A 15,192-nucleotide genomic window follows, 5' to 3' on the forward strand; every position below is an offset into this window, starting at 1 on the left:
ATTCGTTTTTCACATTTTGAAGGGGTATCTTTAAAAGGTCAAAACCAAATTAAACTAATTTTAATAAATTTGCGTTCAATAAACGATGTCTAACGAGAATTCCTACCCAAGCAGCAATGACACCTTTCATCATTTCTAACAGTATAAATGGCGCTGCTCCTGCCATGAATGCCGCATACAATGACATATCGGCAACGAATTTTAACCAAATAGTACCAAAGGCAAGCGTGATCATCATTCCCGAAACGTTTGCAATCAAGCCATGGATATAAGTATATCCGAATTTATTTAAATACCATCCCATGAATAAAGCAGTTGGAATAAAGCCAATAATATAGCCACCTGTAGGTCCAACGAGTATTGATAACCCACCAGACATTCCTGTAAATACTGGTAAACCGATAGCGCCTAGTAAACAATAAACAAGTACGCTAAGGGTACCATATTTTAATCCTAATATTGTTACAATAAGCCCGATTGCTAAAGTTTGACCAGTAATTGGAACTAAAGGAAGTGGGATTGTAATTTGAGCTAATACAGCAATGATTGCTGCACCAAAAGCTGTTAATACAAGTCCATAAGTTTTTGTTGAAGTCACCGTCTTCTCCCCTTTGTTAACCTGTTTATATAATTGGTTTACAAAAAGAATAACCAACATTATTACAAAAGTCAATACGAATTTATCTATGAAAATAATAATTTAAAGTGAAATATAAGAAAAAGAGGAATGGAATAGTTTATGATAAAATATTGCAGAAAGGAATATCTTTGGAGGTGAGATAATTTGGCAAGAGTGATTTTTCATGTTGATATGAATAGCTTTTATGCTTCAGTTGAACAAGCCTATCATCCTGAACTGAAAGGAAAACCCATTGCCATCGCTGGCAATCCGAAAGAACGGCGCGGCATTATTGTAACTAGTTCCTATGAAGCGAGAGCAAAGGGGATTTATACGACGATGAATGTAGCTGAAGCATTAAAAACTTGTCCAGAGCTAATCATCTTACCTCCAGATTTTCCAAAATATCGTGAAGCCTCCAAAGCAATATTTACGATTTTAAAAAGTTATACAAATCTTGTTGAACCGGTTTCAATTGATGAAGGATATATGGATGTAACAGAAGTTTCGAAGGAACGGCATCCATTAGAACTCGCAAAAGAGATTCAACTTCGAATTTTCAATGAGTTAGATTTGCCATGTTCCATCGGCATAGCGCCAAATAAATTCTTAGCAAAAACAGCTTCAGACATGAAAAAACCCATGGGCATTACGGTATTAAGAAAAAGAGAAGTACGAGAAAAATTGTGGCCTTTACCCGTATTAAAAATGCATGGGATAGGGGAGAGTACCGCTAAAAAACTCCATACACTCAATATTTATACAATTGGAGACTTAGCAAAAGCCGATGAAAGGTTACTAAAACAAAAATTGGGTAAAAATGGAGTTAGACTAATAAGAAGAGCAAATGGGATTGACACAAGGGAAGTGGATCCAAATGCAATTTATGATACAAAAAGCGTTGGAAATTCCACTACATTACCATATGACATCATCGAAATGAAAGATATCGAAACAACTTTTCTTAAACTATCTGAAAAAGTTGCAGAAAGATTGGAAGCAAAAAATTTATGCGGTTCCACTATTACGATTCAAATTCGGGACTGCCATTGGAAAAATCAATCGAAAAGTAAAACTGTACAAAATCCAATTTATTTAGAAAAAGATATTTTCCGCGAAGCAATGGAATTATTCTCGAAAGCATGGGATGGTACACCAATCCGCCTTCTTGGAGTGACCGTGTCTAACGTAATCGATAAAAAACATTTTGCTGAACAACTGTCCATATTTAATTTTGAACAATTTGCAAAAGAAGAGCCTATTTATGAAATTATTCATTCAATGGAAAAGAAGTTCGGAAAAGGTATTGTACAAAAAGGGATTGATGTCAAGAAAAAAAGTTATGCATCCAAAACAAGTTTTAGCAAAGATTTCTTTGACGATTTAATCGATAAATAGTAGGAATGGAGATTCAACATGGAATTACAGTTTTTAGGTACAGGGGCGGGAATGCCTTCAAAAGAGCGAAACACAAGTTCTCTTGCATTAAAATTATTTGAAGAAAGAGGAACGATTTGGTTGTTTGATTGTGGAGAAGCAACGCAACACCAAATTTTACATACAACTATTAAACCAAGGAAAGTTGAAAAAATTTTTATTACCCATTTACATGGAGATCATATTTTTGGTTTACCAGGTTTTCTTAGTTCCCGTTCCTTTCTAGGAGGAGAGGAAACTTCACCGTTGACCCTTTACGGACCCTGTGGATTAAAAGATTGGGTTATATTCACGTTGCAACTAACAAAAACGCATTTAAACTATCCTTTACATTTTGTAGAAATTCATGAAGGGATAATATTTGAAGATGATCAATTTATTGTGACTGCAAAACAACTTGAGCATGTCATACCATGCTATGGTTTTCGTGTTGAACAAAAACCGCTACCTGGTGAGCTATTAGTTGAAAAGGCATTAAAACTTGGAGTTCCAAAAGGTCCGATGCTTGGAAAATTGAAAAGTGGGGAAGATGTCACATTAGAAGATGGAACGATTGTTTATAGTAAAGACGTAACTGCACCACGCAAAAAAGGCTTTGTTGTGACAGTCTTAGGTGATACGAAATATTGTCATCAATCGATTGAATTAAGCAAAGATGCGGATATCGTGATACATGAAGCGACTTTCGATTATTCTACGAAAAAACTTGCAGCAGATTATGGGCATTCGACGAATGTGGATGCTGCGAATATTGCAAAAGAGGCTGCTGCAAAGTATCTAATTTTAAACCATATCAGCGCAAGATTTTTACCACATGATTTAGATAAGATTATAAAAGAATCAAAAAATATTTTCCCTAACGTATTTGTAGCAAATGATTTTTCTCTTTTTCATTGGAAAAATGGAAGGTTAACAGAAGGAAATGAAGATAAATAATCACCTAAAATTTCAGAAAATAATAGAATGATTGAGGATAATTATTGTATGATGTTGTTGGGAGGGGAGAGTATGAATCAACCAAAAATAAATCCGGGGTTACTGCGTTTATTTGTTGTCTTTCCTAACTTATTAGCTTGGTGCTTAATGATTGGAATCATATTTTTTGTCATTACAAACTTTGAAGAATTAAAAGCAGCTGAGGCTTTATCTTTTTGGATTATTCTATTAGCGATTTTTTTACCTATTACAATGTATACATCTTATTCGATTATAAAACGTATTAAAAGCGGTGCGTTATAAGAAACTTGGCTATCTAGAAAGAAAAATTCTTTCTTGGTAGCCAAATTTTTTTATGTAGAATTCTGCTCTGTTACTACTCCAAAATTTCGTACTAATCCTTGTCAATAGTCTTAAGTAGCATACTCGCAATTTCATGGTAAAATGCACTTTAGTAGGTGATAAAACCCAAGTTTAAATGTCTAAATTCTTTTTGGAACCTTACATATTTCGAAGTAAATAGTCAAAAATATATATTTCGACAACATAAAATAGCAAAAAAATACATTTCCTAGGAAATAATTGATAAAAGGTTGATATTCTTTAAATATTATAAAATGCTCCGTAATCGGAGCATTTACAATGTTGATAAAGTTTGAATTTTCTTTCAATATTAACTGTAAAGTCAACTAATGGAAACGACGGAGATTTCTTTTCTAGTCAAGGGATTTTTTGATATTTTCCCAAGAAAGAATAGAACAAAAATTACTCACCCCTTGCGAGTTCTCGAGATCTTGCTTCGGCACTTTTAATACAAGCATAAATGGCTTCGTTAAATCGGAAGTTTTCCAATGCTTTTATTCCAGCTTCAGTTGTTCCACCAGGACTTGTCACTTTTCTGCGAAGAACTTCAGGTTCTTCTTTAACTTTTTGAAGCATCATTGCTGAACCAGCAATCGTTTGAACCATTAATTTTCTAACCGTTTCTTTTGATAAGCCAAATTCTACTCCAATTTTTTCCCACGCTTCTAGTAAATAATATAGATAAGCAGGGCCACTTCCCGAAAGAGCCGTGATAGCATGAAGTTTATCTTCTTCCACTTCAATGACAATGCCAATTGCTTCTAACAATTGTAGATAAATAGACTTTTGTGAATCTGTTACATATTCATTAAATGCAATCCCACTGGCTGCCATACCGATTGCTGCTGAAGTATTGGGCATGACCCTTGCAATTGGTCGAACCCCTAGAGCTTTCTCAATTGTTTCAATTGCAATTCCAGCAAGAACAGAAAGGATTGCAGTATTTTCGGAAAGATAAGGAGCAATCGATTCAAAAGCAACTCTTGCATCTTTGGGCTTCATCGCTAAAATAACTAAATCGGCATCTTTAATTTCTTCTAATTGTTCAATAATGTGAACTCCATATATATTTCTTAATTCGTGTAATCTTTCAACGTTAGAACGATTTTTTACATAAATTTGGTTAGCAGGAACAACTTCATTTTTGATCCACCCATGAATTAATGCTTCTGCCATTGATCCTGCACCCATAAATACAATTTTTTGCATTCCTTTTCCCTCCGATATATTTTATCCATAATGAACAATAAAAAATGCGTTTTCATCCTTCATTAAAAAGGACGAAAACGCATGTTTCCGCGGTACCACCTTCGTTTGCTAAAAATAGCACACCTCTAACCCTTATTATCGCTAAGGGAAACGGTCATGTTTTCATGACTGCTCAGAAGTAGGTTCAATGAATTGAGAGGACTATGCTACTCTCACCAAATGCAGCACTCTCTGAAGTCATCAATTCATTTACTTGGCTTCATCATCGCAATACTTTGTTCAATTATTACAGAAATTATATGTATTTCGATAAAATATGTCAACTAAGTGACGTGGACTAATTAAAAAAAAAGAAGTAAAATAAAATGAATAAGTATTCATTCAGAGAGATAGAGAAACAAGGGGGAACAGACATGGAAATAACAAAAATTATCATACCTACTCCCTATGATGTTGGAGATGTCAATGCTTTTTTAGTAAAAGGTGAGGCGCTTTCTATTTTTGATGTTGGTACGAAAACACCAACTGCGTACGAAGCACTCGTTCATGGAATAAAAAATGCAGGATATCAATTAAGTGATATTGAACAAGTGATTTTGACTCACCACCATCCTGATCATGCTGGATGGATTGAGGCATTTCCAAATGCGAGAATACTAGGGCATGAATATATCGATTATTGGATGAATAAAGAGGAATTATTATCATATCGCGATGACTTTTATGAATTGCAGTTAAAAAAGCAAGCAGTTCCAGAAGAATATATTCAAAAAATCATTCAAATCCGAAGAAGAATGGATTTATATGGGAACACGCCATTAACTCAATTTATAAAAGATCGAGATGAAATACCAGGACATCCAGGTTTAATTGCTTATTATACTCCTGGCCATGCTCAAAGCCATTTTATTTTTTATAATCAAAAATCAAAAGAAGTCATAGGTGGGGATTTGTTATTAGAGAAAATCGCATCCAACCCACTTATTGAACCACCGGTGGATTTATCTTTTGATAGACCAAAATCACTTATTCAGTATCATGAATCATTAAAATTTTTAACTTCTTTAGATATAACTAAATTATATTCCGGTCACGGTAATGACATTGTTGATGTTAAAGAATTAGTCGATGTGAGAATCCAAAAAGACTTGCTTCGAACAAATCAAGTTTATGAAATTTTACATGAACCAAAAACTGTTTATGAAGTAACGAAAGAATTATACCCAAATGCTAACGATTATCAACTTGGGCTAACTTTATCAAAGACGCAAGGTTATTTAGATCTTTTAGTTAAAAATGAGCGTATTCGATGTGAGCAAGTAGGAGAATATGAGTTGTATTCAAGGCTATAACAAAAGATGTTGCATGAAAAATTGTTATTCAGACCTAGAATAATGATAAGATTACTAGGGTTAAATCATATTTATTATTCTATAAAGTAGTTGAAGTTAACATGATTGGTTTTACATACTAGTCGATTCTTAAATGAATACTGAAAAGGTTAGTAAACAAGAAATATGATGTGATATGGAAGGGGCCGTTTGAAAAGTCATTTTCAAACGGTCTCTTTATGGCAAGTATATTTGTACTCACAGAAGCAAAGATTGAAAAATATTTTAATAAAAACAAATGAGGGTGTCAGAACGTTTTCAACTTTCTAGACACCCACGAAATTATTCTTTGAGATGAATTCGGTTTGATTTGGTGGAAAATGATTTAATATTAAGCTTTGAATGAAAGCCCTGGTCCGAAGAATTCAAAGTGAATACGATCTTCAGAAACACCAAGTTCTCTTACGTATGAAATTACAGTTTCCATAAATGCTTCAGGACCACATATATATACTTCTGTATTTTCTTGAATGTATTTTGATAAATCTTCTTTTGTAATGTATCCTTCTGTATCAGAATATTTCACAAAGTACGAACCTTTTAATTCATTAATTTTCTTTTGAATTTGGTCTTGGAATACAGCTAATTTTTCATTACGAACAGATTGTACAAATGTTACGTTACGGCCGAACTCCATTGAATCAAGCATTGCATAAAGTGGAGTGACGCCAATTCCACCACCTATAAATAATACAGGGTTATCGTTTTGTTGTAGAGTAAATAAACCTGCAGGTGCACTGATTTGTAGCGTGCTTCCTTCTTCAACATAATCATGTATGTAATTTGATACGACTCCTTTTGCTTCTCGTTTTACTGAAATACGATAAATATTTCCATTCGGTGCTTGTGATACAGTGTAATGTCGCAGAGCTGTATATTCTTCACCAGGAGCTTTTACTTTTACTGTGATGTATTGACCTGGTTGATAAGGTGGAAGCGCTTTCCCATCTTCCGGCTCTAAATAGAAAGAAGTAACAAGTTCATTTTCTTGTTCTTTTCTTACTACCTTAAATGGTTTAAATAAACGCCATCCTCCATTCGCTTCAGCTTGTTGATAAAGCTCTTCTTCCACTTGAATGAAGACATTTGCAATTACGCCGTAAGCATCTGCCCAAGCTTCAATAATCTCATCCGTTGCTGCATCACCTAATACTTCTTTAATGGCAGCTAGTAAATTTTCTCCTACGATTGGATAGTGTTCAGGTAAGATACCAAGTGCTCGATGTTTATGAGCTATTAAATGCACAACCGGTAAAATGGATTCTAAATTATCAATGTTAGCGGCTGCTGCATACACAGATGCTGCAAGGGCTTGTGGTTGTCTTCCTTCTCTTTGGTTCGATTGGTTAAATACATTTTTTAATTCAGGATGGTTTGTAAACATTCTTTTATAGAAATGCTTCGTGATATCCACCCCATGCTTTTCAAGAACTGGTACTGTTGATTTAACGATGTCGATTGTTTTTTGTGATAACATATTTTCACGTCCTTTCAAGAAACACTATAAACATTAAAAAAATAATAAGCAATATTTTGGATACATCTTTAACATTTTTGCCACAATTGATGTATATAAAATACATCTTTAAAAACGAATTTTTTTTCTTTTAAACAACTTAATTTATTGAAAAATGGTATAATGTTATGCGAATTATAAATGGAAAAAGCGTGGTGCATAATTTTGAGGTTAACCTTATATACTGATTATTCCTTAAGGGTTTTAATATATTTAGGTCTAAAAGGGAATGACCAACTATCCACCATTCAAGAGATAGCGGATAGTTATAATATTTCAAAAAATCATCTAATGAAAGTGACTTATGATTTAGGCCAATTAGGTTTAATCGAAACAATTCGCGGTCGGGGTGGAGGAATTCGCTTAAAAGTTGCTCCGAAAGATATTAATATCGGAAAACTTGTAAGACATACAGAAGAAGATTTTCATATAGTTGATTGTTTTAATCGTGAGAATCCTCTTTGTATCATCTCTCCTTCTTGCCAATTAAAACATGTTCTGTATGAAGCCTTGCAAGCTTTTTTAAATGTGTTGGATCGATACACATTAGCAGATTTTCTACATTCGAAAGAAGAATTATCAAATTTACTTCAAATGAAGCTTGATTAATAGGGATTGTCCATTATTGGATATCCCTTTTTGTTTTGCTATTAATCATGAATAGAATACCATCATAAAAAAATTGAACAAATAAGAAAGGAATATACCGATTATGAAGAATAAAAAAATTTTTATTACTGGTGCAACAAGTGGATTAGGGAAAATGATTGCAGAATTATGCTTGAAGAGGGGACACGAAGTATATGCAACAGGCAGAAATGAGGAAGCGCTTAATCATCTTTTAAAACTTGGTGCAAAAGTGATAAAAGGGGATTTAAGCAATAAAGAAGATATTCATCGAATATGCAGCGAACTTCCTGATATCGATGTCGCCATTATCAATGCAGGGGTTGGATTTTTTGAATATGCTTTTAAACTTTCAGAAAAAGAAATTGATGCGATGATAGACATTAATGTTAGAGCTCCAATGTATTTGGTGAAAAATTTATCACCGAAAATGATAAAAAAACGCTCTGGTCACTTTATATTTATTGGTTCTCAAGCTGGGAAAGTAGCAACAAAAAAGGCGAGTATTTATGCAGCAACGAAACACGCAATTACGGGATTTGCAAACGGGTTAAGAATGGAATTAGAACCACACAATGTACAAGTATCGGCTGTTTATCCGGGACCTATTGATACTCCATTTTTAGATAAAGCTTCCTCATCATCAGCTTCATATAGAAATTCTCTAAAAGGGGTATTATTGAGTCCTGAAAAAGTAGCCAAAGAAGTTATAAAATTAATTGATCGGCCATCAAGAGAAATCAATTTGCCTCGAATATTAATTATTACAAGTAAGCTATATGCAGTCGCCCCTAGAATTGTTGAAACATTAGGTAAGAAATTCTTTACAAAAAAATAATTTTAAATCTTGCAAAAATTTAAATTTTATACAATTATATTAAGTAATAAAATGTTCTACAAACTTATAAAAATTCACTTGTATTTGAAATTATAATCTGATAACATTCATGTATAAAGTTTTATAAAATTGTATAAAAATACATTCATTATCAAAGGAGTATTTGATATGGCAAATAAAAAAGTAGTTTTAGCTTATTCAGGTGGACTTGATACATCAGTGGCGATTCCTTGGTTAAAAGAACAAGGTTACGACGTCGTAGCTGTTTGTTTAGATGTGGGTGAAGGGAAAGATTTAGAATTTATACAAAAGAAAGCTCTTCAAGTTGGGGCTGTTGAATCATATATTATTGACGCAAAAGATGAATTTGCAGAGGAGTATGCGCTTGTTTCGCTACAAGCACATACTTGGTATGAGCAAAAATATCCATTAGTCTCTGCTTTATCTCGTCCATTAATTGCGAAAAAATTAGTAGAGATTGCAAACAAAACAAACGCGGATGCGGTGGCTCACGGCTGTACGGGTAAAGGAAACGACCAAGTTCGTTTTGAAGTATCTATTAAAGCATTAAATCCGAATTTGGAAGTGTTGGCGCCGGTGCGTGAATGGGCTTGGAGCCGTGATGAAGAAATCGAATATGCAATAAAACATAACGTACCAGTACCTGCAACAATTGATTCGCCATTCTCCATTGACCAAAACCTTTGGGGACGTGCAAATGAAGCAGGAGTTATGGAAGATCCTTGGGTAGCTCCTCCAGAAGAAGCATATGGTTTAACTGTATCAATTGAAAATGCGCCAGATACACCAGAATATGTAGAAATTGAATTTGTTGAAGGTAAACCGGTAGCATTAAATGGCCAAGAAATGAAATTGGCAGATTTAATTCTAGAGTTAAATAAAATCGCTGGCCGACATGGTGTTGGACGCATTGATCATGTTGAAAACCGTTTAGTTGGTATTAAATCGCGTGAAGTATATGAGATTCCAGGTGCAAAAGTTCTTTTAACAGCTCATAAAGAATTAGAAGATATCACATTAGTAAAAGAATTAGCACACTTTAAACCAATCATTGAACAAAAACTTTCTGAAGTGATTTATGATGGTTTATGGTTTAACCCAATTCGTGAAGCACTTTGTGCCTTTATTAAAGAAACGCAAAAATATGTAAATGGTACAGTTCGCGTTAAATTATTTAAAGGTCATGCAATTGTTGAGGGACGCAAATCTCCAAATTCTTTATACAGTGAAAAATTAGCTACTTACTCTAAAGACGATGCATTTAATCATGCATCAGCAGTTGGATTCATCGAACTTTGGGGTCTTCCAACTGTTGTCGCTTCACAAGTGAACAATAAAGAAGTAAACAGTAAATAATTATGTTGAGTGCGAAGAGGTCTAGGTATGATTATTTTAAGACAGGATTAGAGAAGAAGAGGCTTGTTCTTAAAATAAGTGCTTGAGAATGGTGGTTTCTCAAGCATACCAAGACTACTTCGCTATTCTTTTTCACATGAATTGTAACATTATTTTTAGTAAGGATAGGTGGAACAAATGACAAAACTTTGGGGAGGCCGTTTCCAAAAATCAGCAGAAAGCTGGGTTGATGAATTTGGAGCGTCCATTGGTTTCGATCAGCAATTAGTGATGGAAGATATTGAAGGAAGTCTTGCTCATGTAACAATGCTCGGCGTACAAGGTATTTTACCGGAAGAAGATGTGGAAAAAATTAAATGGGGACTAAATGAATTAAAAAAGCGTGCTGAAAATGGCGAGCTTGAATATAAAATTGAAAATGAAGATATCCATTTAAACATTGAAAAAATGTTGATTGATTTAATTGGTCCTGTTGGAGGGAAATTGCATACTGGCCGAAGCCGCAACGACCAGGTTGCGACAGACGTTCACTTATTTTTAAAGAAACGAGTAAAAGAAGTAATCGAATTAATAGAAACTTTCCAAAAAACAATTTTACAAAAAGCAGAGCAGCATATCGATACAATTGCTCCTGGTTATACGCATATGCAAAGAGCACAACCAATTAGTTTCGCCCATCATTTAATGGTGTATTTTTGGATGTTAGAGCGTGATAAAGAACGATTTAAAGAATCAATGAAGCGTATCGATATTTCACCTTTAGGGGCAGGTGCAATGGCTGGAACAACATTTCCAATTAATCGTCAATTGACTGCAGATTTGTTAGGTTTTAGTAGAATTTATGAAAATTCAATGGATGCGGTAAGTGATCGTGACTTCATTGTAGAATTTTTATCCAATTCATCTTTACTCATGACCCATCTTTCCCGTTTTGCAGAAGAAATCATTATATGGTCTACTGATGAATTTAAATTTATCGAATTAGATGATTCCTTTTCTACTGGATCATCCATCATGCCACAGAAGAAAAATCCAGATATGGCAGAATTAATCCGTGGAAAAACGGGTCGTGTATATGGGAATTTAATCGGTTTACTTACGGTGTTAAAGGGAACACCATTAACATATAACAAAGATATGCAAGAAGATAAAGAAGGAATGTTCGATACTCTTCAAACAATTTTAGGATCATTAAAGATCTTTGAAGGAATGGTTCGAACAATGACTGTTAATACGGAACGATTGCACAAAGCGGTACATAGCGATTTTTCAAATGCCACAGAACTTGCAGACTATCTCGCTACAAAAGGAATGCCGTTCCGTAAAGCACATGAAGTGACTGGAAAGTTAGTTTTTACTTGTATTCAAAAAGGTATTTTCTTACAAGACTTGTCCATAGATGAGATGAAGGCGGAAAGTGAACTGATTGAAGAAGATGTTTATGAAGTACTTAAACCTGAAGCGGCTGTTTCTCGTCGTCTCTCTCAAGGTGGGACAGGTTTTGAACAAGTTCGAGTGCAAATCGAAAAAGCAAAAGCATGTTTAAATTAATTTGTTTGGGAGTGTATAGAAAGGTCGAAAATTTTCTATACACTCTCACTATTTATGATCATAATTTCTTATAAATTTGCTCCTGGGATAATCGAAACAACTTTCTATTATCAGCACCGTAAATGGGAGTCTCAATACGATTTTTCAGTGGACTCTTTTTTATGTCATTGTGTTAATGAATAGCCTCCTCAAAATAGAAAACAATAAGGAAAAGGAGGTTACCACATTGAGAATCGTCATTTCTCTTGTCTTAATTGCTTCAACAATCTTTGTTGCCAACATAATGTCCGATTCTCCCGATAGCAATGCCCAACAAACTGCACCTGCTTATGCAAAATGGGGAAGAATCGCTATGGAGAAGGTAAAAGAGAAATATGCACAAGCAAATATTATTGATTATCTCCATATCGGAAGAGAAATTGGAGATCAGACTACTACGGAAAAATTTAAACTTTGGTTAAGAGAAGGCAATCGTGAATTTGGCGTCTATGTTGATATTATTTTCGATAATGAAACGGAAGAGGTCATCGATATTCTCTATAGGGAAACAGATCGTTAAGAATTGGTGCAAAATTCTTCTATAGAATTGGACAAGTCTCCTTGTTATGTTGTTGAATCTGTTGAAAAGAACTTAAATATGTCAAAATTGATAAAATAACCTATCAACACTTCATTGTATTGATAGGTTATTTTTATGATGGACTATTTATCCTCTAATTTGACCATTTCCACGTATATAATATTTCGTTGATGTTAAAGCTGGTAATCCCATTGGACCTCTTGCGTGAAGTTTTTGTGTACTAATTCCGATTTCTGCACCGTACCCAAATTCAAATCCATCTGTAAAGCGTGTGGAAGCATTTACATAGACGCTTGTTGCATCAACGCGGTTTAAGAATATTTCAGCACTTTTCTCATCATTTGTGATAATTGCTTCCGAATGTTTCGTACCATAATAATTGATATGATCTATTGCTTCATCAACATTATTCACAATCTTCACACTAATCGTTAAACTTAAATATTCCGTTGCATAATCTTCGTCTGATGCTAGTGTAGCATGTGGTAACACATCGCATACTTTTTCGTCCCCAATAATTTCAACCCCAGCATTTTCTAAGTTTGTTAATAATTTTTTTCCGTGCAGTTTAAACCAATCTTTGTGAATTAATAAGCTTTCTGCTGCATTGCAAACAGAAGGTCTTTGTGTTTTCGCATTGATAATGACTTTTTCAGCAATTTCATAGTCTGCTGATTGATCGACATAGATGTGACAATTTCCAGCTCCTGTCTCAAGCACTGGGACAGAGGCTTCTTTTACAACTAAATCAATTAATTTTTTACCGCCGCGAGGAATTAATACATCAATATATTCTTTTAAATGGAATAATTCAGAAGCTGTTTCATGTCGTGTATCTTCAATCAACTGAACCGCATCAATCGGCAATGCGGATTTTTCTAACGCACGGTGTATACATGAAACAAGAGCTATATTGGAATGTTTAGCGGATGAGCTTCCACGCAACATAACAGCGTTTCCAGTTTTTAAACATAATGTAGCTGCATCAACTGTAACATTTGGACGGGCTTCGTAAATCATGCATACAACTCCAAGCGGCACTCGTCTTTTTTCAATTTTTAATCCATTTTCTTTTGTAAAACTTTCTAACACTTCACCGATTGGATCTGGTAAGGAAATTAATTGAAATATAGCTTCACACATTGCTTGAATGCGTTGTTCATTTAACATGATTCGATCTAGTACTGCATCGGTTAAACCATTTTCTTTTCCGCTTACTAAATCTTTTTTATTTGCTTCAAGAATGGCATCTTTCTCAATAAGCAGCTGTTCCGCAATTTTTGCTAATGCGTCATTTTTTTCTTCTGTTGTTTTTACATTCATTAAATAACTTGCAAATTTCGCTAATTTACCTTTTGTTTTAACTTCGCTACCTACCATAAATTGTGTCATGAAAATACCTCCTTCATTCTAGAAAAATATTATAATTTTACCCATTTATCTCGATGAATGACTTCAATATATCCTGAGTGAAGTTCTTCGGTTTTTTTACCACAAGCAAAAGCCAATTCTTTGCTGGAATAAAGCACTTCTCCTCGACCTAACAGACCTGATTCTCCATAGACTTCCACAACATCACCGCGGTCAAATTCACCTTCAACTCGAAAAATCCCTGCAGGCAATAAACTTTTTCCTCTTAATAACAATGCTTCTTCAGCACCTTTATCGATGAATAATTTTCCTTTTGTTTCTGTAAAAGAAATCCATTGTTTTTGGTTAGGTAGTATAGCTAGATGTTCACGATCAATATACGTTCCATCACCATGACCATTTAAAATATCGAGCAATTTATTTGGTCCACTTCCTTTTCCAATAAATACTTTGACACCAGCTTTTAAAGCGGTGCGAGCAGCTAGCAATTTGGATTGCATGCCTCCCGTTCCCACTTTGGAGCCAGCACCTTTTGCTAGTTGAAGCATGTCATCCGTAATTTCAGTTAGATGACGAATCCGTTTAGCTTTTGGATTTTTTAAAGGATTATCGTCATAGAAACCGTTAATATCCGTCAAAATAATGAGTTGATCTGCATGTACTAACCCGCTTACTAGGGCAGAAAGCATATCATTGTCGCCAAAAGTAAGTTCTGTCACTGAAACAGTGTCATTTTCATTTACGATAGGCAAAATAGAACGTTCTAACAACTCACTAAAAGTTGCAAAAGCATTTTTATAACGCTCTTTATTTGAAAAATCGGTACGTGTTAGAAGCACTTGGGCTGTTGTGATTCCGTATTTTGCAAATTGATCTGCATAAAGTTGAATAAGTAAACTTTGACCAACAGCTGCAGCTGCTTGTTTTCCTTTTAAAGTGACTGGTCGAGTAGGGTAACCTAGTTTTCGAAATCCTGCCGCCACCGCACCAGAAGAAACAAGAAGAACTTCATGGCCTTCTTTGACAACTTGATAGATTGAGTCAACGTGATCTTTCATTTTAACATAGTCAATTTCACCCTTTGAATTTGTAAGCGAACTTGAACCTATTTTAACGACAATTCTTTTCTTCTCCATCAACAACCATCCTTAAAAACTTTCTACTAAAATAAAAAAACCTTTTTCGCCCTTATTTTTAGGGCGAAAAAGGAGTTTCCGCGGTACCACCTAAATTGGATTATGCCAACATAATCCCACTTTACCTCAAATAACGCTTTGAGCATGCGTCTAGTTTTAGCTAGAAGCTAGCGAAGCAGGTTCAGCAGCTCTTATTTGTACGATGTCTTTCAGCCTATGGACATCGCTCTCTTTCCAACAG

14 protein-coding genes and 1 other annotated feature are annotated in these 15,192 nt (G+C 34.6%); of the genes, 9 read left to right on the forward strand and 5 right to left on the reverse strand.

Annotated elements, in window-relative coordinates; translation table 11 throughout:
- Window positions 1–49 precede the first annotated feature (49 nt).
- Window positions 50–598, reverse strand: a complete 549-nt coding sequence (locus UtA1_RS10915; protein ID WP_016837813.1) for a biotin transporter BioY — start codon at window positions 596–598, stop codon at window positions 50–52.
- Between the two features lie 213 nt (window positions 599–811).
- On the opposite strand from UtA1_RS10915, the gene UtA1_RS10920 reads away from it, so the two are divergent.
- From UtA1_RS10920 to UtA1_RS10930, 3 genes are all read left to right on the forward strand, one after another.
- Window positions 812–2,017 (forward strand): DNA polymerase IV, encoded by a 1,206-nt coding sequence (locus tag UtA1_RS10920; RefSeq protein ID WP_040764504.1) that lies wholly within the window; start codon window positions 812–814, stop codon window positions 2,015–2,017.
- Between the two features lie 18 nt (window positions 2,018–2,035).
- Window positions 2,036–2,992 carry a ribonuclease Z gene (gene rnz / locus UtA1_RS10925; protein WP_016837815.1) on the forward strand — a complete coding sequence of 319 codons (957 nt, stop codon included), beginning with the start codon at window positions 2,036–2,038 and terminating at the stop codon, window positions 2,990–2,992.
- A gap of 72 nt (window positions 2,993–3,064) precedes the next feature.
- On the forward strand, window positions 3,065–3,295 hold the full coding sequence (locus tag UtA1_RS10930; protein WP_016837816.1) for a hypothetical protein: 231 nt from the start codon (window positions 3,065–3,067) through the stop codon (window positions 3,293–3,295).
- Between the two features lie 462 nt (window positions 3,296–3,757).
- Here UtA1_RS10930 and proC read toward each other — a convergent pair whose 3' ends face one another.
- Window positions 3,758–4,564 carry a pyrroline-5-carboxylate reductase gene (gene proC / locus UtA1_RS10935; RefSeq protein WP_016837817.1) on the reverse strand — a complete coding sequence of 269 codons (807 nt, stop codon included), beginning with the start codon at window positions 4,562–4,564 and terminating at the stop codon, window positions 3,758–3,760.
- Window positions 4,565–4,628: 64 nt separating this feature from the next.
- Window positions 4,629–4,839: a binding site (T-box leader), on the reverse strand.
- 138 nt (window positions 4,840–4,977) lie between these two features.
- On the opposite strand from proC, the gene UtA1_RS10940 reads away from it, so the two are divergent.
- Window positions 4,978–5,916 (forward strand): MBL fold metallo-hydrolase, encoded by a 939-nt coding sequence (locus UtA1_RS10940; RefSeq protein ID WP_016837818.1) that lies wholly within the window; start codon window positions 4,978–4,980, stop codon window positions 5,914–5,916.
- Window positions 5,917–6,286: 370 nt separating this feature from the next.
- On the opposite strand, the gene hmpA is transcribed toward UtA1_RS10940, so the two are convergent.
- Window positions 6,287–7,432, reverse strand: a complete 1,146-nt coding sequence (gene hmpA, locus UtA1_RS10945) for an NO-inducible flavohemoprotein (RefSeq protein ID WP_096551037.1) — start codon at window positions 7,430–7,432, stop codon at window positions 6,287–6,289.
- A gap of 204 nt (window positions 7,433–7,636) precedes the next feature.
- Between hmpA and UtA1_RS10950 the strand changes: the two genes are divergently transcribed.
- From UtA1_RS10950 to UtA1_RS10970, 5 genes are all read left to right on the forward strand, one after another.
- A complete protein-coding gene (locus tag UtA1_RS10950; protein WP_016837820.1) occupies window positions 7,637–8,080 on the forward strand; it encodes an RrF2 family transcriptional regulator in 444 nt (147 codons plus the stop codon).
- A gap of 103 nt (window positions 8,081–8,183) precedes the next feature.
- Complete coding sequence (locus UtA1_RS10955) at window positions 8,184–8,936, forward strand: SDR family NAD(P)-dependent oxidoreductase (protein WP_096551039.1); 753 nt, start codon at window positions 8,184–8,186, stop codon at window positions 8,934–8,936.
- A gap of 168 nt (window positions 8,937–9,104) precedes the next feature.
- A complete protein-coding gene (locus UtA1_RS10960) occupies window positions 9,105–10,313 on the forward strand; it encodes an argininosuccinate synthase (protein ID WP_096551041.1) in 1,209 nt (402 codons plus the stop codon).
- Window positions 10,314–10,490: 177 nt separating this feature from the next.
- Complete coding sequence (argH, locus tag UtA1_RS10965; RefSeq protein WP_096551043.1) at window positions 10,491–11,864, forward strand: argininosuccinate lyase; 1,374 nt, start codon at window positions 10,491–10,493, stop codon at window positions 11,862–11,864.
- A gap of 226 nt (window positions 11,865–12,090) precedes the next feature.
- Window positions 12,091–12,423, forward strand: coding sequence for a YqzG/YhdC family protein (locus UtA1_RS10970; RefSeq protein ID WP_016837824.1), 333 nt, complete (start codon window positions 12,091–12,093; stop codon window positions 12,421–12,423).
- A 147-nt stretch (window positions 12,424–12,570) separates the two neighbouring features.
- Here UtA1_RS10970 and UtA1_RS10975 read toward each other — a convergent pair whose 3' ends face one another.
- Together UtA1_RS10975 and proB are read right to left on the reverse strand one after the other, a co-directional pair.
- Window positions 12,571–13,836, reverse strand: coding sequence for a glutamate-5-semialdehyde dehydrogenase (locus tag UtA1_RS10975; RefSeq protein ID WP_016837825.1), 1,266 nt, complete (start codon window positions 13,834–13,836; stop codon window positions 12,571–12,573).
- Window positions 13,837–13,865: 29 nt separating this feature from the next.
- Window positions 13,866–14,951: a glutamate 5-kinase gene (gene proB, locus UtA1_RS10980; RefSeq protein WP_096551045.1), complete on the reverse strand. Its 1,086-nt coding sequence runs from the start codon at window positions 14,949–14,951 to the stop codon at window positions 13,866–13,868.
- Window positions 14,952–15,192 lie beyond the last annotated feature (241 nt).

Origin of the sequence: Ureibacillus thermosphaericus (assembly GCF_002370195.2) — a bacterium.
GTDB classification, from domain to species: Bacteria; Bacillota; Bacilli; order Bacillales_A; family Planococcaceae; genus Ureibacillus; species Ureibacillus thermosphaericus.

What these genes read in the sequence shown, in the direction of transcription:
- UtA1_RS10920 (WP_040764504.1), top strand. Translation starts at nt 812, where the DNA reads ATGAATAGCTTTTATGCTTCAGTTGAACAAGCCTATCATCCTGAACTG.
- rnz (WP_016837815.1), top strand. Translation starts at nt 2,036, where the DNA reads ATGGAATTACAGTTTTTAGGTACAGGGGCGGGAATGCCTTCAAAAGAG.
- UtA1_RS10930 (WP_016837816.1), top strand. Translation starts at nt 3,065, where the DNA reads ATGAATCAACCAAAAATAAATCCGGGGTTACTGCGTTTATTTGTTGTC.
- proC (WP_016837817.1), bottom strand. Translation starts at nt 4,564, where the DNA reads ATGCAAAAAATTGTATTTATGGGTGCAGGATCAATGGCAGAAGCATTA.
- UtA1_RS10940 (WP_016837818.1), top strand. Translation starts at nt 4,978, where the DNA reads ATGGAAATAACAAAAATTATCATACCTACTCCCTATGATGTTGGAGAT.
- hmpA (WP_096551037.1), bottom strand. Translation starts at nt 7,432, where the DNA reads ATGTTATCACAAAAAACAATCGACATCGTTAAATCAACAGTACCAGTT.
- UtA1_RS10955 (WP_096551039.1), top strand. Translation starts at nt 8,184, where the DNA reads ATGAAGAATAAAAAAATTTTTATTACTGGTGCAACAAGTGGATTAGGG.
- UtA1_RS10960 (WP_096551041.1), top strand. Translation starts at nt 9,105, where the DNA reads ATGGCAAATAAAAAAGTAGTTTTAGCTTATTCAGGTGGACTTGATACA.
- argH (WP_096551043.1), top strand. Translation starts at nt 10,491, where the DNA reads ATGACAAAACTTTGGGGAGGCCGTTTCCAAAAATCAGCAGAAAGCTGG.
- UtA1_RS10975 (WP_016837825.1), bottom strand. Translation starts at nt 13,836, where the DNA reads ATGACACAATTTATGGTAGGTAGCGAAGTTAAAACAAAAGGTAAATTA.
- proB (WP_096551045.1), bottom strand. Translation starts at nt 14,951, where the DNA reads ATGGAGAAGAAAAGAATTGTCGTTAAAATAGGTTCAAGTTCGCTTACA.